Source organism: Pseudoalteromonas sp. CuT4-3 (assembly GCF_035666335.1).
Lineage (GTDB): Bacteria > Pseudomonadota > Gammaproteobacteria > Enterobacterales > Alteromonadaceae > Pseudoalteromonas > Pseudoalteromonas atlantica.
Window position 1 is genome coordinate 702057 of the sequence record NZ_CP142031.1, and the last position, 24175, is coordinate 726231.

Consider the following 24175-nt stretch of genomic DNA (forward strand, 5'->3'; position numbering starts at 1 on the left):
TCAGGGGCTAAACGTGTCGCTATCTGCGTTAAAAAATTCTCATTTAGAACAACTAAATAGCGAATTTTTTGCCTTGCTATCATCACGTTTACCTATCCTCAAAATAGATCACTTAATTATGCGGATTGGTATAAGTTAAAAAACTATTTTGCGTATTTATTAATATTAGAAAAAGCCATTAACACATCGCGGGCATAATTAAGCCGCGGGTGAGCAAGCGCCCCTTTACGCCACGCTAAGTACAAATTGTTTTCCGGCCCTTGCGGACCAAGTTTAATTAATCTACCCGATTGAATATCGTCATGACATATATAATCAGGCAGCACGGTATAGCCTACACCGGTTCTTACTATGCCGGCGAGCGCGCGTATGTCGGGGCAGCGGGCAATTATTTTTGACGTACAGCTTTGTTTAAATACAGTATCAAAATACTGGCGTATAAGCGGTAATTGACTGTCGTAACTTACCACCGGCAGCGTATTTAAAAGTGCTGGCGTAATGGTTTGCCCCCCTAAGCTTTGCGCTAATAAACGGTGCGCCACCAGTACTAACTCTTCGCTGTCGAGCACTTCAAAGTCGTAAATTTTGTTATCGGGCAGAGAGGCTGTAATGGCCATATCAGCAACGCCGGTGTCGAGCGCTGAATAAATTTGCTCACGATTACCAGGCAGCACGACCACATCAACATTGCCTGCTTGTAACAAATTTGCCAGCTGTGCAGAGGCAACATAACTAATATATTCGGCGGGTCCGGCTAGTGTAATCGTTCCGCTCACATCGTTTGAACGGGTGCGTACAGAGGCAACTTTTTGCTCTATAGCATCAAGGTGATTTGCCACTTGGCCTGCTAAATCGTGGGCGGCATTACTTGGTTCTACGCCTCGGTGACGCCGCTCAAATAACGATTTACCTACCACCGACTCCATTGTTTGTATATGCGCGGTTGCAGCTGGTTGCGACAGCCCCAAATTTTTAGCAGCCCGAGAGATGTTTTTACAACGATATACCTCAACAAAGGTGCGTAATTGTACAAAATAAGACATAAAACATTAGGTATCAGAAATCCGATGGGTAAAGCAAGATTAACTGAATTCTAGTTATTGTAAAGTGCGCGTACACTTGCGCTCGTTCAGTTAGACATTAAACATTCTCATATTTAATTTATAAAATAGGTAATTAATTACTTGAAAGTTAACTATTAATTCCCATTTTATAAAGCAATGAGCACCAGGGGCTGAGCCCCGTAACCAAGTAGAGTACAAATATGTTAAATTTTGCATTTAAAAACCGCACCGAGATTTTATTCGGCAAAGATCAAATTAATGAGATCGCAAGCCGCGTACCAAGCCAAGGCAAGGTCATGTTTTTATACGGTGGCGGTTCGATCAAAAAGAACGGCGTATATGACGATGTAGTAAATGCACTTGAAGGTGTGGACTTTGTGGAGTTTTCGGGAGTTGAGCCAAACCCAACTTACGAAACACTTTCAAAAGCTGTAGAAATTGTGAAAGAGCAAAACGTTAGCTTTATATTAGCTGTAGGCGGCGGTAGTGTTATCGACGGCGCTAAATACGTAGCGGCAGCAGCAAAATACGAAGGCGACGGCTGGGATATTTTAGTTAATGGCGCAGAAGTAAAAAGCGCACTACCTATTGGCGCGGTATTAACGCTTCCGGCTACTGGCTCAGAAAGCAACGGTAACTCGGTTGTTACCCGTAAAGAAACCCAGCAAAAACGTGCCTTTGGTACGCCAATTGTACAACCGCAATTTGCCGTACTTGATCCTACGTATACATTCTCACTGCCTACTCGCCAAATTTCTAACGGTGTAGTTGATGCGTTTGTACATGTTATTGAGCAATATTTAACGTACCCAGTTAATGCGCCACTGCAAGACCGTTTTGCAGAAGGTATTTTATCTACGCTAATTGAGCAAGGCCCTAAAGCCCTTGAAAACCCAGAAGATTACGATGTTCGTGCAAACGTAATGTGGTCGGCAACGATGGCACTAAATGGCTTAATTGGCCAAGGCGTACCGCAAGATTGGTCTACGCATATGATTGGTCACGAGCTAACAGCGCTTTATAGCCTAGATCACGCTGTAACACTTGCGATTGTATTACCGCCGCTTATGTTTGTTCAGCAAGAGCAAAAACGCGCTAAAATTATTCAGTTAGGTGAGCGTGTATTTGGCCTTGATATGCAAGACAAAAACGAGCTGATTGATGCAACCATTAAACATACTCAAGACTTTTTTGAGCAAATGGGCATTAAAACAAAACTTGGCGATTACGACCTAGGTGAAGACGCGGTTGAAGCCGTTGCCAACAACCTTGAGCGTAACGGCATGACAGCCCTTGGCGAACATGGCGATATTGACATAGCTAAAGCGAAGAAAATTTTAAGCCTAGCGCTTTAATTTAATTGTTTTTTGAATGGCGCTTTTTAGCGCCATTTTTTATGCTCAAAAAGCTAAAAGCTAAAAGCTAAATGGTGCAATTAACTAAGCTAGTTTATTATTTAACTCTACAACACAGCTAACAGGGACTTACCATGCGCGGCTTGTTATTATTTATTGGTTACTCATCTTATATTGGCAGTGTGGGCGATGGCCTGCTTGGCTTGTATGCACTATGGGTTTTAATAAGTAATAATTTAGTACTTTTGAGCTTATCACTTAATGATTTTTTAGCGCAGTATGTAGAGTTTATACCAATCCCCTTAATTAAGTGATCTATTTTGAGGATAGATAAACGTGTTGATAGCTAGGCAAAAAATTCGTTATTTAGTTATTCTAAATGAGAATTTTTTAACGCAGATAGCGACACGTTTAGCCCCTAAAAATGATTAAGTATTATTGCGGGTTGGTATTAGATATTGGGTGAAGCAGGTTGCTTTTTATGTCATGTCGCAAAGCTTTGCCAATTGGTTGTTTGGGCTAAGTAAAAACCGAGCAACAAAGAGTAAATTGCCCCTAGGCAGAACCCGAAGGGCAGCGCCTGTTTGGCATTGATGCTGCGTTATCGCCTACCTATGGGGAATAACCACATCACATAGGCTCTGCCTTGCCTAAATACCAAACAGGCAGCTGCAAATTTAACCTTGAAAGGTCAACAGACCCTAGTGCTGGTGGGCACTAAAAAAGGCGACTCAGCTAAAAATAAATAATGTGTAAAAACTACTCACTTTTAAAATAATTACCTTTTTAAATATCGCATATCACAATAACCCATCATTAATTTTATCAAAAATTTATTAACCCATTGTTTTAAAATGTACTTTTAATCCTCGCTTTTGGCTTTTGCTAATTACATCTGGCATATAAATTGATACACCAATGTATAAAATTTAAAAGGGAATGCACATGACTGCTGAATACTTTATGGTGCTGGGGCTGCTCGGAGTGGCTTTTTTTGCGGTTGCAGGAGCACTGCTAGGCTACGAAAAAAACATAAGTGGTTTTGGGGTAGTGGTGGTCGCAACTGTTACAGCTTTAGGTGGCGGCACGCTAAGAGACATACTTTTAGATAAACCTATATTTTGGATAGCTACGCCTGAGTATTTATACTCAACTTACGCCGCTATTATTGCCACCATATTTTTTGTGCGTTACTTACCTCATGTAAATAACTATTACTTTTTATTAGTCGATGCTATAGGTATGGCATTATTTAATATTATGGGGATAGAAAAAGCCTTAATAAGCGGTACAGGTATGGTAATAGCGATAACAATGGGGATCACCACAGGGATTTTTGGCGGCCTAATACGAGATGTAATTTGCCGCGAAGTACCCTCAGTTATGCGAAACGAGCCCTATGCTTCAGCCTGTTTAGTAGGCGGCCTAGTTTATGCTGCGCTGTTTACCATAGAAGTCGATTATATTTGGTGTATTTTAGGCTCACTTTTTACCACTGTATTTTTAAGATTAGGCTCGCTTAAATGGGGCTGGCACCTAACCATTTTCAGAAAAAAAGATTTTAAAGATCAAAGAGAGTAGCTCTTAGTTATTTATAGGCTGGGTTTGCATATGGTACTCATAGTTATCTTCCCCAGTGACCTTAAAGCCTAGTCGAGTATAAAGTGCTTTAGCAGGGTTGTTTTTAAGTACTGTTAGTTTGATAGGCTTTAACTTTGCAGTTTTAATTACTTGCTCAATAACGCCTCTGCCGTAGCCTTTATTTTGATGGTTGGGGTGTATTTGCAATTGCATTATTTCAATGTGGCTACCCCATATCTTGTACTTTAGCGTACCTATAGCTTCACCATTAAACTGTATAAGATGAGAGCAATCGTATTGCTCGTCAACCCTTTCATTATGCTGTTGCTCAGTTAAAAATAAGCCGGCCACCTCAAGGTGCTCTACCATAGTAAGTTTTCTAAGATTTAATTAATAACCTGAGCCTTGGCTAATAAATCTATCTCAAGCAGCTATTTTTAGCGCTAACTGCGTTGAATTTACTTGCAATAGGCTAGCTATTGACGCGCAAATACGCCTTGTTTTCATTTAAAATTTCTAGCTAGAGAAAACAGACCCAGTAACATTACTAACCAACTATATCTAAATCTCTTAACCAAAGCTCAGGTTAAACCTCTTTTCACGCGTGGCTTTTGTAAACGTAAAAACCAAAATGTCCTTCCTTGTATTAAAAAATTTAACTTTAGTTGAATCACTTTTTGTAAAAATTGGGTCTTTATTAGCCATTACAGATTTAATGGGCACACAATGAACATAACACACACAAATAACGCACTCACCTTTTTACTTACACTCAGCTTTGCATTACTTGGTGTATCGTTTGCTTTAGGTGCAAACCCAAACACACTCTCAGCTACCTTTAGTTTTTATGAACTTGATACCTTACTCAGTAACAATACATTAGGTTTGCTCACAGGCACCGCGATGATTGCGTTGGCAGCAGCAACCTTAGCTGCGCATTTAAAATTAATAAAGCCGATGCCTGCACTTATACTCGCGTTAGTTGTTAGCATAGTGCCTTTACTTACCTTATTTGCCAGTAACCGCTGGATGGCACAGTTAGGCGGCTTTCCAGTTATTGGCAGTGGGCAAGGCATAATTAAATACTTTGCTATCATCCCTTTGTATTTATTTTTGTTTTATAAAAATAAACTAACAGACAAACAACACGTACTTTTAAACTTTATTCCGGTTGCTATGGTTTTACTGTGGATTGGCGGCATGAAATTTTATGAGTTTGAAGCCAAAGCTATTGTAGGCCTAGTAGAAACCTCACCGTTTATGTCGTGGTTATACACGGTATTTAGCGTACAAGGCGCATCAAATATCATTGGTGGGTTTGATGTATTATTTGCAGTACTACTTGGTGCAGGCATTTTACTTAAAAATAAAAAGCTCATTATCGTTAGTGGCTTAGCGTGTTTAAGTGTATTTTTAATGACCCAAACATTTTTAATTACCGCAAACGGCGCGTTTAGCTCAAGCACGTTATTAGAGCGTTTAGGGCAATTTGTAATTAAAGATTTATGGTATGTAGGTAACTTAATTGTTATTGCCACTTTAATGCTATTTAAATCTGCTAAATAATATATAAAGAGGACGTTATGATCAGTTGCAACCATTACGATTACATCGAAATTGCCTGTATGCACCATTTAAGCGTTGAGCTTATTTTAAAAAATGGTGATAGTGTATGTGGTGTAGCAACTGATACAAAACGCAATGCGCTCAAACAAGAGTGCATTGCCATTAACGTAAATGGCGAGCTAAAGCTTATTGTGCTCACTACAATTAGTCTACTTAAAGCGCGTGAGAGTAATCCTTACTTTGATCATGTGAACTTTGATGTAAAGTAATTCACTAACCCATTCGTTTTATTATAAACACTCCAGCGGGCCTGTTTCATCATTATGTTAAGGCTCGCTTATCTCGCCAATGCTCTAACTCATACGGCTAAATGCACAAAGGCAAAATTTACCTTTAGAGTAAACTGTGCATATAAACAGCTATCTTGACTTTGTCCAATAACATTATTAAAAGTCGTTTTGGGGCAACATAACAAAGGCTTTTTCACTACTGTCTAATTGCTTGTTTACATTACAGTTATTTAGTGGAATTATTGAGCAATGTAATATGCGCCGCTTTGGGGCGTTATAAACCCCCAAAGTGGTGTTCAATAAACTGTTAGGGTTACAAGGAGAGTTCGTGAAAGTATCATTTTTATTCGCAATTGGAGTTTTACTTTTGAGTGGATGCTCAACTACAAAAAAAAATTCTTCTAACGAGCATTTAGATTTAATTGGTAATAAAGAAGCTGTACTTGTTTACTGGGTAGTTAAAAAAAAGATTGCTCCCAAATACCCCCAACAGGCTAACACCAAAAGAATATCGGGTTGCGTTGAATTCTCGCTAATTATTGATTCAAGTGGTAATGCAATTAACCCTAAAATAATAAAAGCGTTTCCTGAAGATGTATTTGATATTCAGGCTACAAGGGCTATTGAAAAATGGAAATGGGTTCCAACATCAACAAATTCAAATAGACAACCTGTTGCAACTACTATCCAACTTGACTTTGTGGTTAGAAACTCATCTAACTACAAAGATGCATATAAAAACTGTAAGATTTAAGTAACCCTAACAAGCTGTTAAACAAGGACAAAAAACAGTTGGTTTGTGCTTCTTCGTCGCTTATTCTAGCCAACTAAATTTTGCCCGTTAACAGGACGTTAGCTTTTTCAGTGGTCACTCAATCAAAGTGAAATCTATTATGAATGTTTTTATTGATACGAATGCTTTTTTTAATAATTGGTTTGTAGGTAATGTTAATTTTAAGCTCTTGTTTCACTACTTAAATAATGAAAACTTAGACTTGCTCTTATCTGAATTGGTAGTGCAAGAGGTCAATAACCTCAGAAACAGGGAGGTTGTTGCATCTAAGTCGGAAATTAAAAAGCACTTTAAACGCTTACATAAGTTAAATAGTGGAAGTATTGGGGTGGCAATAGAAGATATTTCCACATCCGAGTACGATATTAAGACGATCTTAGAAGGCAAAGTACATTCAATAGAAAATATTGACTATGAGGGAATATCGCAGAAAGAAGTCGTCCAGCGAGCTCTAAATGTAACGAAACCATTTACAGATGGTGAAAAAGGTTATAGAGATACTTTGATTTGGTTGTCTTTTCTAAAATACCTAAAAGACAATTCAATAACAGGCGATGTGGCGTTTATTACGGATAATAAAAGTGACTTTTTGAAAAAAAAGGTTCTGATTTAGTTTTGAATGGAGATCTTCAGAAGGATATTATAGCTTTGGAAATTGGGGCAAACATTAAGCCTTATCTTAAAGTTTTTGATTTTAATAAAGAAAATGTAGATCAAATAGCGAATGCAGTAAATAAATATGAAACCCTAGATGATGAAGAGTATTTCCTAATCGAAGAAACTGAAAGTTACTTAAACTCTATGTCTAATTCTGTACTTAGTAATCTATTGGGCTCTAGAGTTTTTGGAGAAAAGCTTACTGAAGTTATTGATATTAAGTCAGATATTTTTGAAGGGCTAGAAGATCCTGAAGTAAATTACGTTAGTGAATTATCAGACTCAAGCGTTTATATAAGTTGTTCTTATGAGATGAGAACGGTTGATCTAGTAGTAACTATCGACTTAGTTGAATTTAAGCAGCACGTAGATGATATTGAGAATATAAAGGCACTTTATAATATTGAAATTGATGAGGGTACAGTAAACCTTTCTTTTACCTTTAGGTTATATATAGATGCAAGCTTTGAATATGATACAACGTCAGAAATATGTTCAAACTTAAGTATTGAGCAACTATCAGGTCGAAGCTAGAAAAGTTGTAAACTCGGGCAATAAACAGTTGGCTTTGTTCGTGACTCACAAAATTTTTGCCAACTATTTTTAGTAGGTTAGAGCGGCGTTAGCCACTCAATTAGCTATGGAGTTGAAATGAAGTTAGAAGAAATGGATGCAGAAAAATTTACTGACTTACATAAAGTGATCGATTTAGCCTCTACCTGTTCAAACTCTAAACAAATAAAAGTTTATCTAAGTTATTTTGAGTTGTTTGCTAAAGCCAGACATAAAAATGGTGGAAATTTACCACCTCACGTAAAGAATTTGGTTCAACAGCTCCAACAGAAATGCGACGAGCGGCCTTGGCCTTGGCATGACAGTCTTTCTTTTAAAGTTGTATCAACAATTTTACTAGGTTTGTTTGTTGCGTATTTAGCTTGGAAGCTAGGTTTTTCGGGCTAACAAGTGCCTAAACCAAGTGACGTAATACAGCAGGCTTGCGCTCCTTTGACGCTAATTTTAGCCTGCTATTTCGCGTCGGTTAGGCAAGCGCTATAAGCCTTAAGGAGTTAGGGTGACACCCATTCTAACCTTTACGTAAATTATTATTTATAACATTAAGTTAGGTTAAATTCATGAAAATGAATCATTTAAAAAGCTGAACTACACTGACAAGATAAAAGTAATAAGGGATAGTCCGATAGGCGACAAGAAACTTTATAAAAAAGTAAACGGCTCGGGTTTATTAAGTCTGTTTTCATCTAAATAAAAAGCGGAATAATACGGTCAGAGAGACATGAAAAAGTTGGCCTTACAGGATAAAACGAATATGAACGCCTTTATTTTCTGCTGAAACAACTGTATTGCCTTGTTCATAAATGAGAAAGCTGCAAAACATGAAGCATTAAAAAAAGGAGAGCCCATTTATACCAAAATACGCCAATCAAGCAACTATAACTTCCTCTAAAACGTCCATTAAAACAGCCGCAAATTCTCTTCTTATATTTTATGTGAAATATCTATAACGGATTGAACCAAAATAGGAACTCGGCTATGGTTGATTCATTAATAAAAATAAATTTAAAACGAGTTAATTTACAAGCTCGTTAGTTGCTCTGGAGACTTATGAGTAAAGCTGGAATTATTATTTTTGTGTTTCTCTTTATCACGTTTCTTTTCACTATAAGATATTTTTTCATTTTTGTAACAGCGTTTTGGCGTGGAAGGTTTAAATTAAAAGAGCTTAATTTCTGGTTGTTAGGTTTTATTATTTTTGTACTGACTTTTAATGTCGCAATGAATTTTCACGAAGAGTTAGGGATAAAGAAAACTTGTGCACAAAATGCAGCTTCTTGCTAAGTATAGCTAATTTATGCCAACTACTTACTGTTTAGCAAAGCATTTTATATTCCTCCATCATCATTATTTAAGGATGACTTATGAATAACACAAAAGTGGTTTTAATAACGGGCGGAGGTCGAGGTATTGGTGCTGCTACATCTAAATTATTTGCATCAAAAGGGTATGCCGTTTGTATCAATTACAAGTCTAATCTAGCTTCGGCCGAAGCTGTCGCAAGCGATATTAGGGCTGCAGGTAATCGTTGTATTACAGTCCAAGCAGATGTTTCGGTTGAGAATGATGTGCTAAGGCTGTTTAAAAAAATTGATGCCGAGCTAGGTCCTTTATCAGTACTTGTTAATAACGCTGGTATTTTACGTAAGCAGTCGCGTTTGGAGGATTTAACAGCTGAAAGAATTAATACTATTTTAGCAAACAACGTGACTAGTTACTTCTTGTGCTGTCGAGAGGCCATAAAGCGTATGTCTACACGCCATGGCGGAAACGGTGGTGTTATTGTAAACGTTTCATCGGGGGCATCTCGTTCAGGTTCACCGAACGAATATATTGATTATGCTGCCTCAAAAGGGGCTATAGATACACTCACTATAGGTTTATCACTAGAGGTTGCCTGTGAAGGAATTAGAGTTAATTGTGTGCGTCCTGGGCTAATTAATACGCAAATGCACGCTGATGGTGGTGAACCTGAAAGAGTAGAAAGGTTAAAGGAGCTTATTCCTCTTAAGCGTGGAGGTGAGCCTGGGGAGGTGGCCGAAGCTATTTATTGGCTTTCATCAGCAAAGTCATCGTTTTCGACAGGGAATTTTTTAGACTTATGTGGTGGCCTTTAATACATAGCAAACCAATGTAATGGCAATTCCTCACGCTTAACACTTTTAAGTGGGTGTTATAAGCTAAAAAAGGATTGAATATGCTACTCGACTTCTCAGTTTTTGTTGAGAAGCCTCCATTAATCAGGTATTTATACTAAGCGTAGCAGTGACGCATTGTTCAGCATTTCGATTTTAAAGCACTATCTGGCTTTAACTAAGTAAAAGCTATATCAGCCGCATTTATTTAATACAGCTATTCAAACGCAACTATTCAAATACAATCTCCCCTAAACACAGCTAAGCATAAAAGCTTCGCCAAATAACGTTATTTTAGTAAACGCGAGTTCATATTGCGGTGTGTAATATCTTTACACGCATTTTAAGTTAGGCGTTCGTACTGGGCGCTTATTTTTAGACTCCCTTTATTAGAGATACTTTTTATGAAGTTAAAGTTATTTATTGCCGCTATTATTGCCTCCTCAGTGTCGTTACACACGGCGCAAGCACAAGCAAGTGCTAAGTTTACTTTTGAAGATTTAAAAGCAATGGCAAAAGCCTCTGCCAAAAAGCCTTATACGCCTGTCGAAGTGCCAGCACCTGAGCTTATTGATAAAATTACCTATGACGAACACTGGGAAATACGCTTTAAAGAAGATGAAACCCTCTACCCAAATGGCGAAAAGGCACCGGTGCAATTATTTTACCCTGGGCGATATTTTCCTGAGCCGGTAAGTATTTTCATCAGAGATGATAAAAACAACGTTAAAGAACTGCCTTTTAATAATGCGCTTTTTGATATGCCTGACGATAGCCCTGCCCACGACCTGCCAGAAGGGTTTGGGTTTGCAGGCTTTAGAATTATGCGCCCCGATATAAAACCAGATTGGATATCGTTTTTGGGGGCGTCTTATTTTAGAACTGATGGCCCTCAGGGGCAATATGGGTTGTCGGCTCGTGGTATTGCAATTAATACCGGTATGAGTGAGCCAGAAGAATTTCCACGCTTTTCGGCATTTTGGTTAGGCCCTGCAGAAAATAAAGGTGAGAGCATGTCTGTGTGGGCATTGCTTGAGGGGCCCTCTGTTACAGGTGCTTATCGGTTTGGTTTAAGTAAAGATAACAAAGAGGCCAAAGGGCATGTTACTTCTGTAAGTGCTAATTTGTATATGCGCGCCGATGTAGGGCGCTTAGGTATAGCGCCGCTAACCAGCATGTATTGGTACTCAGAAAAAGATAAAACGGTAGCGAAAGACTGGCGCCCAGAAATTCACGACAGCGATGGCTTAGCTATTCATACTGGGTCGGGCCAGTATATTTGGCGACCGTTAAATAATCCGCAGTCGGTGTCGACCAATAGCTTTATTGATGAAAACCCTAAAGGCTTTGGCTTAATCCAAAGAGACCGTGACTTTAATAACTACCAAGACGACGGCGTGTTTTACAATAAGCGTTCATCAGCGTGGATAAAGCCTACGGGCGATTGGGGGAGAGGCGCTGTGCAGCTAATCGAAATCCCAACTAAAGATGAAACGTTTGATAACATTGTTGCCTATTGGGTGCCTGAAAAAGAGGTACGTAAAGGCGATGAGTTTACCTTTTCTTATGATATTGAGTGGCGTCCACTCGATCCAAAATCAAAAAACCTAGCAAGTGTTGTTAATACTCGCCAAGGACAGGGCGGAATTCCTGGCCAGCCTATTCCTGAGGGCGTAAACAAAATGGTGATTGATTTTGAAGGCCCAGTATTTAAAGGCCTAGATAGAAAAAGTGGCATAAAGCCTATTGTTGAAGCCAGTAACGGCGAAATACTTGAGCCAATTGGTGCTTACCCAATAGTGGGGACCAACCAATGGCGATTAGCATTTGACTACAAACAGAGCAATAACGACCCCGTAAGCATACGCGCGTATTTGGTTGATAAAAACGAAGAGGCGATAACCGAAACATGGGTAAGTGATGCAAAGGTAACGGTTGAGTAACTATAAAAATTAAAACGGGTGGCCCTATAATTAGTTTTATGTAGCCACCCGAATAACTGCAAAATAAATGTTTTTAGCGAAGGTTAGCTAAAGCAATTCTCTTATTTCAATATACATCTAATGCTTAGTTATAAATTTAACATGCTTGGCTAACTACTTGGTGAATTTAGCTAATTTAAGTTGCTCCTACTTGTTTTTATGTTTGCTTGTGTGAATAATAAACATTCGCTCAGAAAAATAATAAAAGTAATTAAATTAAGGATATATATGAAACTTTACCCATACTCAACAATTAAAACAGAAAACCTTAAGGGCCTGCTTATCGCTTCTAGAGTGCTTGGGTTTTTGAGTTATATACTGTTTTTTATAGCTATTTGCATTGGTTTATTTGGTGTTTTTTCTAACCTTGGCGCACCTAAAGATTTAGGGAATGGAATAGTTATGTCTGCACCAAATGCCGGTTTACCTGTGATGATAATGTCAATTTGGGGTGCCGTTTCTGCAGTTTGTATTTTAGCTTTTAGTGGCTTATGTGCAGCTGTTGTATCATGCGAATACAAATATACAAAGTCGGTTTAGCTATATACCAGAGTATTTAGATAGTAAAAACGGGGCTTCTACTATCTAAATATTTATTTGTAAGACTAGGTTAACTACCGCGAACAAATCTAAATTTTTTGTTCTTCTTCCTTATCTCAATAGCCTGATATTCGTTTTAATAATAATACAAAAGCAAATCTACCTTAGCTTCTAATACATCCAAACTGTAGCTAATTTACCTTGATAAACCCTAATTTATAGTTAAAATGGCCGGCTTATTTAACGAATGTACCTACTTTATTACTGACATAGTAATAAAAGCTGCATTAATAGATGTAAATACTAAGCGTGCAATTTTAAGGCGTGTTATTTACCTCGTTTTATACCAATCCTCAAAATAGGTTACTTAATTAAGCGAATTGATATTTGTAAATTTACGTTAGGACGAAAATTGGTTTGATCTCATTGAACGACGATTTAATTGTAGGTAAAGGGGCGCATAGAACGTGTTACAGGCACCCTGAGGCACATAATTTATGTATAAAAGTAAGCCATGAAGGGTTTTCGCAGGAGCAAGACCATGAGCTGGCTTATTATAAGCGACTTAGTAACCGAAACATTCAGTGGCAGTTGTTAGCGCGATACCATGGTACGGTACACACCAATATTGGCAAAGGGTACGTGTTTGACCTAGTGATTGATGCAAATAATCAGCCGGCTAAAACGCTAGAATATTATTTAAATCAGCCAAATAGTGAAGCATTAGCCGAGCCACTATTAAATTTAAAAGATTATTTATTACACAATTTAGTGATCACCAAAGAAATAAAACCACGCAGCATAGCGTGTGTTAATAATAACGGCACCATTGAGCGGTGTGTTGTTGTTGATGATATTGGTAATACTGAGTTTTTTCCTATTAGTAATTACGTGAGCTCATCGGCTAAGCGTAAAATAAATAGAAAATGGCAGCGCTTTGAAGCGAGTTTAAATGAGCTTGGCTTAAGCCTTAATTAAGTTTTAAACACTGACTTTAAATACTGACTTTAATTAATAACCACAGCCCCGTTTAATACGCAGGGCTAAGCTAACAGCACATAGCCTACTCTGCGGATGCACAACCGATAGTTACTTTTCTAACTCTTTTACATACAGCATGAGTGCGCTGTACATTACGCTAAGGGCTTTTGTTACATCCTCATCAATAACAGCTTCTGCGGGGTGATGGCTTATCCCGCCAGGGCTGCGTATAAATAGCATGCCCACAGGGCAAATAGGGGCAATAGCCATGGCATCGTGCCCAGCGCCAGAGGCAAGTGAAGGCGATGCTTGGTTATTCAATTTACAGGCACTGCTAAACAATTGCTGAATTTGAGTGTCGCACGCTACGGCGTCGGCCGCATGTGTCCATTGCCAATCAAGCGTTAAATTACGCGATGTTGCAATTTGATCGGCGCGGGTATGTATTGCATTAAGTAATACTGCTAGGTCGGCATCATTTTGAGCGCGTGCATCTAGGCTTATAGTCGTTTTACCGGCAATAACATTTGTAGCGCCTGGGCGAGCATGAATTTGCCCTACGGTAGCGACTTCACCATTACTCGCGTTTTTTGCTAGCTGCTCTATGGCAAGGGTAAGCTCGGCGCAGCCAACTAACGAATCTTGGCGTAAGTTCATTGGCGTAGTGCCTGCATGGCCGCTTTGGCCTGTTAGGGTGATCATAGCGCGTTTGGCGCCAGCAATAGCGGTTACTACGCCTAGCGCCTGATTTACCGATTCAAGCACTGGGCCTTGCTCTATGTGGGTTTCCCAATAACCGAGTAATTCGTTTTTGTTAAGGGCGGCTTTAGCGTAATCATCAGGGTTTAGGCCAAAATCAAGCATGGCTTGGCGCATGCTAATGCCGTTTGTATCTTGTATATTTAACCACTGGGGGTCAAACTCGTTCGCCAGTGCTTTTGAGCCAATTAGAGTGGTGGCAAAGCGGGTGCCTTCTTCATCACAAAAGCCCACTACATCTAAATGAAATGGTAAATCAAACTTAAGCGTGTGTGCAATGGCGGCTATTTCAATACCGAGTAACACCCCTAAAATACCATCAAATGCACCGGCGTTTGGTACGGTGTCTAGGTGTGAGCCAATAATTAAACGTTTTGCATTTGGGTTAGATGATGCTAAGCGTCCCCATAAATTGCCGACTTCGTCTTGCCACGATTGCATGCCCGCCTCAGCCATCCACGCAGCAGTTACACGGTTACACTCTTTGTGCTCTTTAGATAAATACACACGGTGAATGCCACCTTGCATTTGCGATAGGCCACTGAGCGTTTTACAGCGCAATAACGCGCGCGCGGCAAATTTATTAGCCAGCTCGCTGTTTAATAATGGCTCATGGAGGGGGCTTGCAATCGTCATGCTAAATCCTTTTTTTATTTATAATGGGCAAGGGCGGCAATAGCGGCTTCGCCTTTAGGGCCTTTATAGCCGTTGGCGTGTAAGCAGGCATCTAGGCTTGCCAATGTTTGTAATACGGCATCTTTACGGGCGTTGTAACCCATGGTGCCAATACGCCAAATTTTGCCATGCAGCGGCCCAAACGAGGTGCCAATTTCAATACCAAAGTCGGTTAGCATTTGTCCGCGTACGTGGTCAGCATTAATGCCCTCGGGTATATAAACACCCACTACGTTGTTCATTTTATGGTTTAAGTCGCCAAATACGTTTAAGCCCAGCGCTTGAATACCCGTTAGCATGGCATCGCCGTGTAACTTGTGGCGGGCAACGCAGTTATCAACGCCTTCTTCAATAACAATGCGAGCACATTCTGATGCGCAATACAGCATGCTGGTGGCTTCGGTGTGGTGGTTAAGGCGCTCTTCGCCCCAGTAATTCATGATCATGCCTAAATCAAAATAGTTTGAGCGTACAAATGGCTCGGTGCCGTCGGTATGCTGCGCGGTACGAATACCCGCTTCTACTTTTTTGCGTTTTTGGATCCAATCGGCGCATTTATCGCTCAGTGTTAAAGGGGCAGAGCCAGACGGGCCACCTAAACATTTTTGCAAACCAACCGAAAGCGCATCGAGTTTCCACTCATCGGCGGGTAAATCGTTACCTACAATCGAAGCGGTGGCATCGCAGTAAAATAATACGTCGTGCTTTTGGCAAATATCGCCAATGTGTTCAAGGGGTTGGTTCATGGTTGTAGAGGTATCGCCCTGTACCATAGCAAGTACATGGGGTTTTACATCAACAATGGCTTTTTCTATTTGTTCGGGGGTAAATACCTCGCCCCACGGGACTTCTATGGTGTGTACTTTTGCGCCTACGCGCTCGGCTATTTCAGCAAGCAAGTGGCCAAAGCGGCCCATAATGGGCACCAGTACTTTATCGCCTGGGCGTAAAATAGAGCATAAAACGGCTTCTATGCCTGCGCGTGATGTGCCATCAACTAACATGGTCCATTCGTTTTTGGTTTTAAAAATTTCGCGATAGCGGGCCATGGTTTCGTTCATAAAACCGGTCATTACTGGGTCGTATTGGCCAATTAGCTGCGCCGACATAGCACGTAGCACGCGTGGATCTGCGTTTATTGGGCCTGGGCCCATGAGTAATCGCTGTGGCGGATTTAAAGTTTGAATTTGCGTGTCGCTAAACATGTTTTAGGCTCCCAGAGTCTGAATAAGCATACGAATGCCCGTTATCATTAATACAACGGCAAAGGCGCGTTTTAATTGTTTTTGATCTAGTTTGCTACCAATTTTTACGCCAATAGGGGCAAACAAAATAGTAAGCGGAATAATAAGTATAAAAGCAGGTAGGTTTACAAGGCCCCACGTGCCAAGCGGCGCATCGGTGGGTGTAGTACCAATACTTAATAAAGTAATAACGCCCGGTAACGCGATTAATAAGCCAAATACAGCAGCGGTGCCAACGGCAACATGAGCACGTACGTTAAACGCGTTTAGCATAGGTACGCCAATAGTGCCGCCACCTATGCCAATCATTACCGATAAACCACCGACAATACTTGCCATAATGCCTTGGCCAAATTTACCTGGTAATTTACTAACAAGGGCAGGCGCGCCGGCTCTAAATAACATGTTTAAACTTACTAAAATAGCAATACAGGCAAACATAAGTACCAGCGCATTACCGCGTATAGAATGAGCTAAGTAGCTACATATAACGGCCATTACCAAAATAAACGGGGCCCAGTATTTAATTAAAGCAAGGTCGATATTGCCCTTGGCATGGTGCGAGCGAATCGACGAAATAGAAGTAGGCACTATGGTGGCAAGCGATGTCGCTGTGGCTATCATCATGGCCGACTCAGGGCTTACGCCAAAGCCTTGCAGTAAAAAGTACAGCACAGGCACAATTACTATGCCGCCGCCTACACCAAATAGGCCTGCTAAAATACCTGCAAAAATACCGGTTGCTATTAAGGCCGCAATAATCGGCCATTGATTTATTATTTCTGTCATTGTGTTCCTGCTGTAGTTACTGTTGCGCGACCATCTGAACGAGGATCGGTGGCTGCTTCAAGGCTGGTAGGCGTATCTAAAATGGCACCTGCATGACCCATCATTTCATTGTTATTATCAACGCTTACCCAGTCGTGGTCACGTTGATTTAATTCATGTTTAACTTGAATTACTAAGCTTTGCTCTACCTTTAAATTTGTGCTTGTATCGCCCCAGGTGCGCCCTAATAACCAACGCGGATCGCTGACTGCTTGGGTAATTGATTTATTACGCCATGCGTACCCACTAAATACTGCAGCTTGTGTTTGTGGCTGGCCTTCGCCGCCCATGGTGCCGTATGCAAGGCGCCTACCATCGTCAAATTTTGCTAAAGCAGGGTTGAGTGTATGAGCCGGTTTTTTATGCGCTTTTAAGGCATTGGCATCGTTGCTATTTAAACTAAAACTTAAACCGCGGTTATTCCACACAAAGCCGCCTTCGCTCATCAAAATGCCGCTACCAAATTCCCAGTAAACACTTTGAATAAAGCTCACTAGTTGGCCTTTTTTATCACGTGCTGCCATCCAAACGGTATCGCCTGGCTCTGCATTAAATGGCCATTGCTTGGCTTGGCTCATATCTATATTGCTGGCAAGCGCATTTAAGCGCTCATCAGTTAATGCGTTTTTATAATCATCGCCTAGCGCGTCTGGGTCGGCCCACAGTGTAGGGCGGTGAGTAAAGCTTTGTTTGGTTGCCTCAACAATTAAGTGCATCCAATCAGCCTCTGTTTTAGCTAAATGTTTTAGTTTATTAACAGCGCCAATTATTTGCAGAGAGTGCACGCCTTGCGTGGGGGCGGGTAAGTTATAACACTGTATTCCCGATAAATTAGCACTGAGCGGCGTTACTAAATCGGCCTGCGTATTAGCAATATCAGCGCGTGTAATTGCACTGCCTGCGGCAGCTAAATCGTTTGCAAACGACTCTGCTAAAGGGCCTTGGTAAAAGGCGTTTAAGCCATGCTCGGCTAAGTGTTCAAAGGTACTGGCAAGTTTTGGGTTTTTAAAATGTTGGCCCGCTTGCAACGGTTTACCATTAGGTATGTAAAGTTCTTTAAAGGCAGCGTTAGTGTTTGAAGCGGTGGCAAGCTTTTCGCAGCCTGCTTGCAAGCTTTTAGACACTGTAAAGCCTTCGCGCGCGAGCTTTATGGCTGGGGCTAAAATAGTACTTAGCGAAAGAGCAGCGTGCTCATCTACCGCAAGGGCTTTTTGCCAGCCGCGAAGTGTTGCAGCTTGGGTCAATGCGCTTAAACCGCCGCGCTCTGGTATGTGTGGCTCATTGCTGTAGGCGCTTATATCGTTTGGTGCGCGCCCGCAGGCATCAATGGCAGTGGGTATACTTTGGTTTGGATTATCAATAAGCCAAAAACTGTCGCCGCCAATTGAGTTCATATGCGGATATACCACGCTAATAGCAGCCGCTGCCGCTACCATGGCTTCGGTGGCTGTACCGCCTTGTTTTAGTATTAAGGTGCCTGCCTCGGTTGCTGCAAAATGCGGGGCAGTAAAGGCAATGTTGTGTGTGCTCATGCAAGTGTGTCCTGTTTAAAGTGGGCAGCTAATTGTTGTACGCAGGCAAGTAGGCTTTTATCGTTGCCGCGGTTCATCATTAATGAAAACCCATACGGGTGGCCATTTTCTAAATTAGCCAATGGTAAGTGTACTTGCGCCGAGCGGCTCAAGCCCGCAATGGCCGATAAGGTGATTATTTGCATGCGTAAGGCGCTTGTGTCGGCGCCCAATTTAGGTGCAGTTGTGGGTGTGGTTGGCAAAAATAAACAACTGTTTGTGTTTAGGTTTTTAGCGATTAGTGTTTGCCATTGGGTTTGTACATTTAGTGCTTCTTGCTCTTCTTGAGCGGTTAGGGCAAGCGCCATGTTAAAACGTGCCGCAATTGCCGGAGCAAACTGGGGAAGTTGCCCTGGCAATTGAAGCCAATCTTTATGCGTTTTTGCGATTGCTCGCCCTTGCAGTATTCTAAAGCTGTCAGCCAGTTCGTTTAATAAGCTGCTGTTAGGCAGTTCAAATTCTTTATGGTGTTTAAAATAAGGTTTGGTTTTTTCAAGTAATTGTTTAAGTGGGACTTGTAAAACAGGGTCAACCAGCTCAAATAATGGCTCGCAAATAACTAAAGTATCAACGTTATTAATAGCTTGATTTGGTAACAGTACATTGCCTACATCGCTTAGCAGCTCTGCATTTTGCGTAAGCCAGCCAATGGTATCAAATGGGGGCGCTAGCGGTATTAGGCCATCTTTTTCAATTACGTTATGGCTTGGCCTTATGCCAAATAAGCCACAATAACTTGCCGGTATTCTAATAGAGCCACCAGTATCAGTGCCTAAGCCAATATCGGCTAAGTTAGCCGCTACAGCTGCAGCCGAACCCATACTTGAGCCGCCACTTGCATGGCCTTTAAGTTTTGGGTTTTGTGTTGCACCATAGTGAATGTTATTGCCCTCTAAGCTGTAGGCCAGCTCATCGGTATGGGTAAAGCCTGTAAAGCGACAACCCTCATTCATTAGTTTGTTTACGGCACTTGCTGTTTGCTGTGCAGGTTTTGCTGCTTTAAACCAGCTTGGGTTACCAGCGCTGTTGCGCTCGCCTTTAACAGCAAATACATCTTTTACCGCAAGGCGCTTATTTACAAGTTTGCCGTGGGTTTGTGTTTGCCATGCGTTAGGGCCATGGTCACAAAAAATACCGGTAAAATTATTATGTGTTTTGGTACTCATATCACCACTCGTTATAAAGTAAATCTGACCAACTGGTTATAATCAGATTTAGAGTGATTAAAAAGACGAATTAGTTATTATTATTTTTCAGCCCACTGCGTAACATCTTATTTTTATTTTACAGAGCCTGATCCGCTTTTTAATCGGTTAGCTATTATATTGCCTAAAAGCTAAGCAAAAGCAATGCCAAATGCAATAAAGTTGTCCGTTCGGTCAGGTTTTGTTTGGTTTACATGGGGTTTAGCAGATATTTATAAAAATATAAGTATTAAAGAAGGCGTAATTTAGAGGTGAAAACACACCAAGTTGGTGCGTGATTGCACCAACTTGGTTGCAAATATGGCGTTTATAGTAATGCGTTAGGGCTAATAATTAAGCCATTTACATCGGCGTATAGCCAATCGTTAGGGTTAATTGTGCTACTAAGCATGGTCACTGTTTGATTTTTATCTCCAAAGCCACGCTTTAATGTACTGCGCGGGGTTGAGCCTAGCGCCATAACCGGCAAATCCATAGTGGCAAGTATTTCAATGTCACGGCAACAGCCGTTAATAATCACGCCTTCCCAGCGGTTTTTTAACGCGCGCTCCGCCATAATATCGCCTATAAAAGCAAAGCGTTTGCTAGCAAAGCCGTCAATAACCAGTACTTTACCCTTGCCGTTTTCATGCAGTATGTCGGCGGCAAACGAGTTATCGTCTGGGCAGGTAACGGTAACTGCTTGGCCACTAAATGTGGTTTTTTTACCAAAGTGGCGCAGGCCGCTGTCGGCTACTTGTACGCTATTGCGGTGATCGTCAAATAAGTCTGGGGTGGTAAAGTTATCCATGGGTTAAGCCTCACTGTGCTCAGGTATTTTTAAACCAATACCTTTTAAAATTATGTGGGCAGTTGATTGCGTTATTTGTGCCACATCGGTTTCGTCGTATTCTAACTTGTTCATTACCAGTAGCACTTCGGCCTGAAAATCGGCGTAGTACTGCGTAGTTGACCAAATGGTAAATAATAAATGGTAAGGGTCAACATTATCCATTTTGTTTGCATCTATCCAGGCCTGAAACACGTCTACCTTTTGTTTTACCCACGGGCGTGTGTTGGTTCTAAAGTAGTTTTGCAAATAAGGTGCGCCGCGCAGTATTTCACTGGCAAATAAACGTGATTGCAGCGGCTGGTTTACGGCAAGTATGACTTTGCTTTTAATATAGTGATAAAGCACACGTGCAGGGTCGTCCTCAGGGGTTACGTTATCTAAGCCTAAGTTCCAGTGTGCAATAATGCGGTCTATTACGTTTTCGTATAGGCCGTCTTTGCTTTTAAAATAATATAAAATATTGGCCTTAGGAACGCCTGCTTCTTTAGCAACCATACTCATACTGGTGCCATCGTAACCAAGCTGAGAAAACAATTGCTCGGCGGCATCGAGTATTAATGTTTGGTTTTTTACTCGGGTGAGTTCTTTTTTATTTGGCTTTGTTTGTGTGCTCATTATGGCGATGCTGTTTTTAACGTGTTGAATGATTGTAACTTTACTGACCAAAAGGTCAAACACTTAAGTGCAGGCCAAAAACATCTTTATAACAATAAGTGATGAGCAACAATTGTTTAACCCACTAATTACTGTTAGCGTAACGTCAAACGTAAGTAGTACTTTTAGGTAGTTAATGGACTTTTTTTCTAATCATAAATACACGCTTTATGGCATTGCCGCTATTTTATTATGGAGTTGTTTAGTGGCTCTGCTCAGGGATGTTTCGGAGTTATTTGGCCCCATAGGAGGGGCGGCACTTATGTACAGTGTAAGCGCGCTGTTTTTAATTTTGGTAATGGGGCGGCCTAAGTTTGCTGGGTTTAATAAGCGCTATATTATTTGGGGTACTGCTTTATTTGCACTTTACGAGGTGTGTTTAGCGCTGTTTGTAGGGCTTGCTAATAATCGCCACCAAGCGGTAGAAATGGCGGTTATAAATTATTTATGGCCCACACTTACCATTGTGCTCAGTATTATAGTTAACCGTAGTAAAGTAAGTGTTTGGATTTACCCCGGTATGCTACTCGCTTTTTTTGGTGTGGCTTGGTACGTTGGTGGCGATAGTGGGTTATCACTTAATAGTATTATGGGCAATTTTGCCAGTAACCCAACGGCCTACTTGTTGGCGTTTGTAGCACCTTTTATTTGGTCTGTTTACTGTGTAATTACTCAAAAAAATAGCAATGGGCAAAATGCCATTGTGCTGTTTTTTATCGCCACGGCACTAAGCTTATGGGTGTTGTATGGATTAAGTGACGAGCCAAAAATGACCTTTACACTGCACGCGACCGTAACGCTTGTGCTAGCTGGTGTGGTTGTTGGCAGCGGGTATGCTCTTTGGAACCAAGCTATTATTGGCGGTAACTTAATGTTGCTTGGTACGCTTTCGTATTTTACGCCGGTTTTTTCAGCGATTATTTCGGCGCTTTATTTATCAATTACCCTTAGTGCCTCGTTTTGGCAAGGAGTAATAATGGTAACTGGCGGCTCACTCGTGTGCTATTTCGTAACGCGTGAAAAACCAGTTAAAAAGCAAATTAACGCCGTAAATTAACGGTGCAAATTTACGGAGTAAACGCATCCTTTTTTAACTGTGTTTGTTTAGCCAGTTCAGCGCAAGTGGCCATAATCCGTCAGATTTTTTGCTAAAAAATTTCATATGGCCAATTTCCTTCAAACCATAGTCGTGTGGGTTTAAGGTTAGGGTTTGTGCTTTTAACTTAGGAAAAACCGAGAGCATATCGGCAACATTTGCATTGTTAGCAATATCGTCATCGGTAGCATTAACCCATATTGAGGGCATAGAAAGCGTGTTGTAACAGTGTTGGAATACGGTATCACCAAATGCTGATTGCACATACCCTTGAGCGTTACACCATTTGCGCCATTGTTTAGCTACGCCTTTAGGTAGTGGCTCGCCCATGCCAAACCACTGCGATTTAGTATGACCAAACAAGGCATTACTAAGAGGAATAACCCCATTCATAAAAAAGTGCGCTTTAACCTGATACGCTAAGCTCATATTAGTTAATTTACCCGACGAGCAAGCAAAATTAAACGCGGAGCTTAGCTCGTTGGCGTTATGCATTAGCCCCACTAATTGCCCGCCGGCGCTATGACCCACTAAATGATACTGCGTATTAGGAAATAGCCTTTGCAAATGCTCAAGCACCGCAGGCATGTCTTGCTCACCCCAACTTTGTAAACTGGCTTTGCTTTTTTTAATGCTGCGTTTAAGCGATTGGCCAATGCCACTGTTATCAAAAGTAATAACGCCAAAGCCATGTTGCTGTAAGTAAGTAGCAAAGTTTGCATAAAACTGCTGCTTTATACCGGTTGCAGGGGCAATCATCACCGCACCTTTAATAGCGCTGGTGGGTGTAAATACACGGGCGCTTAGGGTTTGCCTGTTATTACAGGTAATAGTGGTGTGCTCAAAGTGTGGTGCGGTCATTAGAATTATTATTTCCCATATAAAGTACACAGGTAAAAATAATATCTGGTTAGACCAGTTTCGGCAAGAGGGGAGTGCGTTGTTTATATCAACCCCATTAAGTATGTGTTTTAAATTTTATTCCGAATAAACAATTCTGTTTAGGCGTAAATTGCTGTAAATGGTTGCTCCCTTAACGAAAATTACAACAAAGAAACGGGTTGTTTTAGCAAGTAAAATAGATCAGCTATTTATTGGCGTTGGTATTAAACCACGCCCCAGATGAAATGGGGCGAGAGGAAGGTTTAAATAACTAAAGGGTACTACTTATTTTGCTAAAGCCTGGTTATTGGCTGCTAATGTAGCCTTATTGTCACTAACAATAACGGGCAAATGGGTATATTAAAAGTTGATTAATTAGATTTACTGTTTACCTGTGCTAATAAATCGAGCACTTTTTGTTGGCCAAATTTTTGTGCAAATTGCTCGGCTGTTTGACCGGCTTTGTTTTGATGTGCGTTGTCGCAATCAAGGCCTACAAGTGTTTTAGCTATACTAAATTCGCCTCTAAATATGGCGGCCATTAGGGCTGTGTTACCGCGGTTGTCTTCAAGGCAGGCATTAGCGCCTAATTGCAATAAGGTGTTTACCGTATTTTTATTGCCGTGGTAGGTGGCAATCATTAGCGCGGTGTAACCTTTGTTGTTGTAACTGTTAATAGGAATGCCAGCATCTACAAATTGCGTTATTACGGCGGTGTCGTCGGTGCGTGCGGCTGCAAAGTAATAAGCAAGTAAGCTGTCGTATTGCGACTGGGCGGTGCTTTGTTCCGTTACAGGGCTTTGTGGCTCATTGGCAAAGCCTGAAAAGCTCATCACTAAAGTAAATATAATAAGTAATTTACGCATACTGTTTACCTTTTTAAAAAAGAGGAAAGCTAGGCTTTCCTCAATA

26 protein-coding genes are annotated in these 24175 nt (G+C 40.9%); 15 read left to right on the top strand and 11 right to left on the bottom strand.

Translation table 11 applies throughout. From position 1 onward, the window contains the following. Positions 1 to 143: 143 nt before the first annotated feature. Entirely contained in the window at positions 144 to 1043 is a 900-nt protein-coding gene (locus VOI46_RS20075) for a LysR family transcriptional regulator (RefSeq protein WP_004587068.1), read from the bottom strand. Positions 1044 to 1264: 221 nt separating this feature from the next. On the opposite strand from VOI46_RS20075, the gene VOI46_RS20080 reads away from it, so the two are divergent. The 3 genes from VOI46_RS20080 to VOI46_RS20090 all read left to right on the top strand — a co-directional run bounded on the left by VOI46_RS20080 (position 1265) and on the right by VOI46_RS20090 (position 4000). Further along, the gene (locus VOI46_RS20080) at positions 1265 to 2419 is read left to right on the top strand and encodes an iron-containing alcohol dehydrogenase (protein WP_004587069.1); all 1155 of its coding nucleotides are present in this window, start codon (positions 1265 to 1267) and stop codon (positions 2417 to 2419) included. Between the two features lie 134 nt (positions 2420 to 2553). After that, positions 2554 to 2733, top strand: a complete 180-nt coding sequence (locus tag VOI46_RS20085) for a hypothetical protein (RefSeq protein ID WP_039972193.1) — start codon at positions 2554 to 2556, stop codon at positions 2731 to 2733. A 631-nt stretch (positions 2734 to 3364) separates the two neighbouring features. Beyond that, a complete protein-coding gene (locus tag VOI46_RS20090; RefSeq protein ID WP_004587070.1) occupies positions 3365 to 4000 on the top strand; it encodes a trimeric intracellular cation channel family protein in 636 nt (211 codons plus the stop codon). Between the two features lie 3 nt (positions 4001 to 4003). Here the strand turns inward: VOI46_RS20090 and VOI46_RS20095 are convergent, their stop codons facing one another. Beyond that, positions 4004 to 4369 (bottom strand): GNAT family N-acetyltransferase, encoded by a 366-nt coding sequence (locus VOI46_RS20095; RefSeq protein WP_004587071.1) that lies wholly within the window; start codon positions 4367 to 4369, stop codon positions 4004 to 4006. A 357-nt stretch (positions 4370 to 4726) separates the two neighbouring features. On the opposite strand from VOI46_RS20095, the gene VOI46_RS20100 reads away from it, so the two are divergent. The 11 genes from VOI46_RS20100 to VOI46_RS20150 all read left to right on the top strand — a co-directional run bounded on the left by VOI46_RS20100 (position 4727) and on the right by VOI46_RS20150 (position 13514). Beyond that, on the top strand, positions 4727 to 5566 hold the full coding sequence (locus VOI46_RS20100; protein ID WP_004587072.1) for a DUF417 family protein: 840 nt from the start codon (positions 4727 to 4729) through the stop codon (positions 5564 to 5566). A gap of 17 nt (positions 5567 to 5583) precedes the next feature. Then, a complete protein-coding gene (locus VOI46_RS20105) occupies positions 5584 to 5835 on the top strand; it encodes a Rho-binding antiterminator (protein WP_004587073.1) in 252 nt (83 codons plus the stop codon). Between the two features lie 349 nt (positions 5836 to 6184). Continuing rightward, entirely contained in the window at positions 6185 to 6610 is a 426-nt protein-coding gene (locus VOI46_RS20110; RefSeq protein ID WP_004587074.1) for an energy transducer TonB, read from the top strand. Between the two features lie 139 nt (positions 6611 to 6749). Continuing rightward, positions 6750 to 7262 (top strand): PIN domain-containing protein, encoded by a 513-nt coding sequence (locus VOI46_RS20115; protein WP_004587075.1) that lies wholly within the window; start codon positions 6750 to 6752, stop codon positions 7260 to 7262. Positions 7263 to 7264: 2 nt separating this feature from the next. Next, complete coding sequence (locus VOI46_RS20120) at positions 7265 to 7840, top strand: hypothetical protein (RefSeq protein WP_232423985.1); 576 nt, start codon at positions 7265 to 7267, stop codon at positions 7838 to 7840. Positions 7841 to 7957: 117 nt separating this feature from the next. After that, a complete protein-coding gene (locus tag VOI46_RS20125) occupies positions 7958 to 8266 on the top strand; it encodes a hypothetical protein (protein ID WP_004587077.1) in 309 nt (102 codons plus the stop codon). A 663-nt stretch (positions 8267 to 8929) separates the two neighbouring features. Further along, positions 8930 to 9163 (top strand): hypothetical protein, encoded by a 234-nt coding sequence (locus tag VOI46_RS20130; protein ID WP_004587078.1) that lies wholly within the window; start codon positions 8930 to 8932, stop codon positions 9161 to 9163. Between the two features lie 80 nt (positions 9164 to 9243). Then, a complete protein-coding gene (locus VOI46_RS20135) occupies positions 9244 to 9996 on the top strand; it encodes an SDR family oxidoreductase (protein ID WP_004587079.1) in 753 nt (250 codons plus the stop codon). Positions 9997 to 10418: 422 nt separating this feature from the next. Beyond that, positions 10419 to 11957, top strand: a complete 1539-nt coding sequence (locus tag VOI46_RS20140) for a glucan biosynthesis protein (protein WP_004587080.1) — start codon at positions 10419 to 10421, stop codon at positions 11955 to 11957. A 267-nt stretch (positions 11958 to 12224) separates the two neighbouring features. Further along, on the top strand, positions 12225 to 12536 hold the full coding sequence (locus VOI46_RS20145) for a hypothetical protein (protein WP_004587081.1): 312 nt from the start codon (positions 12225 to 12227) through the stop codon (positions 12534 to 12536). Positions 12537 to 12953: 417 nt separating this feature from the next. Next, on the top strand, positions 12954 to 13514 hold the full coding sequence (locus VOI46_RS20150; protein WP_157211880.1) for a YrbL family protein: 561 nt from the start codon (positions 12954 to 12956) through the stop codon (positions 13512 to 13514). A 111-nt stretch (positions 13515 to 13625) separates the two neighbouring features. Here VOI46_RS20150 and VOI46_RS20155 read toward each other — a convergent pair whose 3' ends face one another. From VOI46_RS20155 to VOI46_RS20185, 7 genes are all read right to left on the bottom strand, one after another. Then, the gene (locus VOI46_RS20155; RefSeq protein WP_004587083.1) at positions 13626 to 14912 is read right to left on the bottom strand and encodes an allantoate amidohydrolase; all 1287 of its coding nucleotides are present in this window, start codon (positions 14910 to 14912) and stop codon (positions 13626 to 13628) included. Positions 14913 to 14926: 14 nt separating this feature from the next. Next, positions 14927 to 16156, bottom strand: coding sequence for an alanine--glyoxylate aminotransferase family protein (locus tag VOI46_RS20160; protein ID WP_004587084.1), 1230 nt, complete (start codon positions 16154 to 16156; stop codon positions 14927 to 14929). A gap of 3 nt (positions 16157 to 16159) precedes the next feature. Beyond that, on the bottom strand, positions 16160 to 16984 hold the full coding sequence (locus VOI46_RS20165) for a sulfite exporter TauE/SafE family protein (RefSeq protein ID WP_004587085.1): 825 nt from the start codon (positions 16982 to 16984) through the stop codon (positions 16160 to 16162). Then, complete coding sequence (locus tag VOI46_RS20170) at positions 16981 to 18555, bottom strand: gamma-glutamyltransferase (RefSeq protein WP_004587086.1); 1575 nt, start codon at positions 18553 to 18555, stop codon at positions 16981 to 16983. The genes VOI46_RS20165 and VOI46_RS20170 overlap by 4 nt, the downstream gene beginning before the upstream one ends. After that, positions 18552 to 19760, bottom strand: coding sequence for an amidase family protein (locus VOI46_RS20175; RefSeq protein WP_004587087.1), 1209 nt, complete (start codon positions 19758 to 19760; stop codon positions 18552 to 18554). The genes VOI46_RS20170 and VOI46_RS20175 overlap by 4 nt, the downstream gene beginning before the upstream one ends. A gap of 346 nt (positions 19761 to 20106) precedes the next feature. Further along, entirely contained in the window at positions 20107 to 20589 is a 483-nt protein-coding gene (locus tag VOI46_RS20180) for a putative 4-hydroxy-4-methyl-2-oxoglutarate aldolase (protein ID WP_004587088.1), read from the bottom strand. Between the two features lie 3 nt (positions 20590 to 20592). Then, on the bottom strand, positions 20593 to 21246 hold the full coding sequence (locus VOI46_RS20185; RefSeq protein ID WP_004587089.1) for a TetR/AcrR family transcriptional regulator: 654 nt from the start codon (positions 21244 to 21246) through the stop codon (positions 20593 to 20595). 175 nt (positions 21247 to 21421) lie between these two features. Between VOI46_RS20185 and yddG the strand changes: the two genes are divergently transcribed. Next, positions 21422 to 22342: an aromatic amino acid DMT transporter YddG gene (gene yddG, locus VOI46_RS20190; protein ID WP_004587090.1), complete on the top strand. Its 921-nt coding sequence runs from the start codon at positions 21422 to 21424 to the stop codon at positions 22340 to 22342. A 33-nt stretch (positions 22343 to 22375) separates the two neighbouring features. Here the strand turns inward: yddG and VOI46_RS20195 are convergent, their stop codons facing one another. Beyond that, positions 22376 to 23242: an alpha/beta fold hydrolase gene (locus tag VOI46_RS20195; RefSeq protein ID WP_004587091.1), complete on the bottom strand. Its 867-nt coding sequence runs from the start codon at positions 23240 to 23242 to the stop codon at positions 22376 to 22378. A 392-nt stretch (positions 23243 to 23634) separates the two neighbouring features. After that, positions 23635 to 24129 (bottom strand): ankyrin repeat domain-containing protein, encoded by a 495-nt coding sequence (locus VOI46_RS20200; protein WP_004587092.1) that lies wholly within the window; start codon positions 24127 to 24129, stop codon positions 23635 to 23637. Positions 24130 to 24175 lie beyond the last annotated feature (46 nt).

Coding starts and splice junctions, on each gene's coding strand:
- VOI46_RS20185 (WP_004587089.1), bottom strand. CDS start 21,246: ATGAGCACACAAACAAAGCCAAATAAAAAAGAACTCACCCGAGTAAAA.
- yddG (WP_004587090.1), top strand. CDS start 21,422: ATGGACTTTTTTTCTAATCATAAATACACGCTTTATGGCATTGCCGCT.
- VOI46_RS20105 (WP_004587073.1), top strand. CDS start 5,584: ATGATCAGTTGCAACCATTACGATTACATCGAAATTGCCTGTATGCAC.
- VOI46_RS20195 (WP_004587091.1), bottom strand. CDS start 23,242: ATGACCGCACCACACTTTGAGCACACCACTATTACCTGTAATAACAGG.
- VOI46_RS20200 (WP_004587092.1), bottom strand. CDS start 24,129: ATGCGTAAATTACTTATTATATTTACTTTAGTGATGAGCTTTTCAGGC.
- VOI46_RS20080 (WP_004587069.1), top strand. CDS start 1,265: ATGTTAAATTTTGCATTTAAAAACCGCACCGAGATTTTATTCGGCAAA.
- VOI46_RS20170 (WP_004587086.1), bottom strand. CDS start 18,555: ATGAGCACACACAACATTGCCTTTACTGCCCCGCATTTTGCAGCAACC.
- VOI46_RS20115 (WP_004587075.1), top strand. CDS start 6,750: ATGAATGTTTTTATTGATACGAATGCTTTTTTTAATAATTGGTTTGTA.
- VOI46_RS20135 (WP_004587079.1), top strand. CDS start 9,244: ATGAATAACACAAAAGTGGTTTTAATAACGGGCGGAGGTCGAGGTATT.
- VOI46_RS20165 (WP_004587085.1), bottom strand. CDS start 16,984: ATGACAGAAATAATAAATCAATGGCCGATTATTGCGGCCTTAATAGCA.
- VOI46_RS20175 (WP_004587087.1), bottom strand. CDS start 19,760: ATGAGTACCAAAACACATAATAATTTTACCGGTATTTTTTGTGACCAT.
- VOI46_RS20100 (WP_004587072.1), top strand. CDS start 4,727: ATGAACATAACACACACAAATAACGCACTCACCTTTTTACTTACACTC.
- VOI46_RS20085 (WP_039972193.1), top strand. CDS start 2,554: ATGCGCGGCTTGTTATTATTTATTGGTTACTCATCTTATATTGGCAGT.
- VOI46_RS20130 (WP_004587078.1), top strand. CDS start 8,930: ATGAGTAAAGCTGGAATTATTATTTTTGTGTTTCTCTTTATCACGTTT.
- VOI46_RS20145 (WP_004587081.1), top strand. CDS start 12,225: ATGAAACTTTACCCATACTCAACAATTAAAACAGAAAACCTTAAGGGC.
- VOI46_RS20160 (WP_004587084.1), bottom strand. CDS start 16,156: ATGTTTAGCGACACGCAAATTCAAACTTTAAATCCGCCACAGCGATTA.
- VOI46_RS20140 (WP_004587080.1), top strand. CDS start 10,419: ATGAAGTTAAAGTTATTTATTGCCGCTATTATTGCCTCCTCAGTGTCG.
- VOI46_RS20090 (WP_004587070.1), top strand. CDS start 3,365: ATGACTGCTGAATACTTTATGGTGCTGGGGCTGCTCGGAGTGGCTTTT.
- VOI46_RS20180 (WP_004587088.1), bottom strand. CDS start 20,589: ATGGATAACTTTACCACCCCAGACTTATTTGACGATCACCGCAATAGC.
- VOI46_RS20125 (WP_004587077.1), top strand. CDS start 7,958: ATGAAGTTAGAAGAAATGGATGCAGAAAAATTTACTGACTTACATAAA.
- VOI46_RS20155 (WP_004587083.1), bottom strand. CDS start 14,912: ATGACGATTGCAAGCCCCCTCCATGAGCCATTATTAAACAGCGAGCTG.
- VOI46_RS20075 (WP_004587068.1), bottom strand. CDS start 1,043: ATGTCTTATTTTGTACAATTACGCACCTTTGTTGAGGTATATCGTTGT.
- VOI46_RS20095 (WP_004587071.1), bottom strand. CDS start 4,369: ATGGTAGAGCACCTTGAGGTGGCCGGCTTATTTTTAACTGAGCAACAG.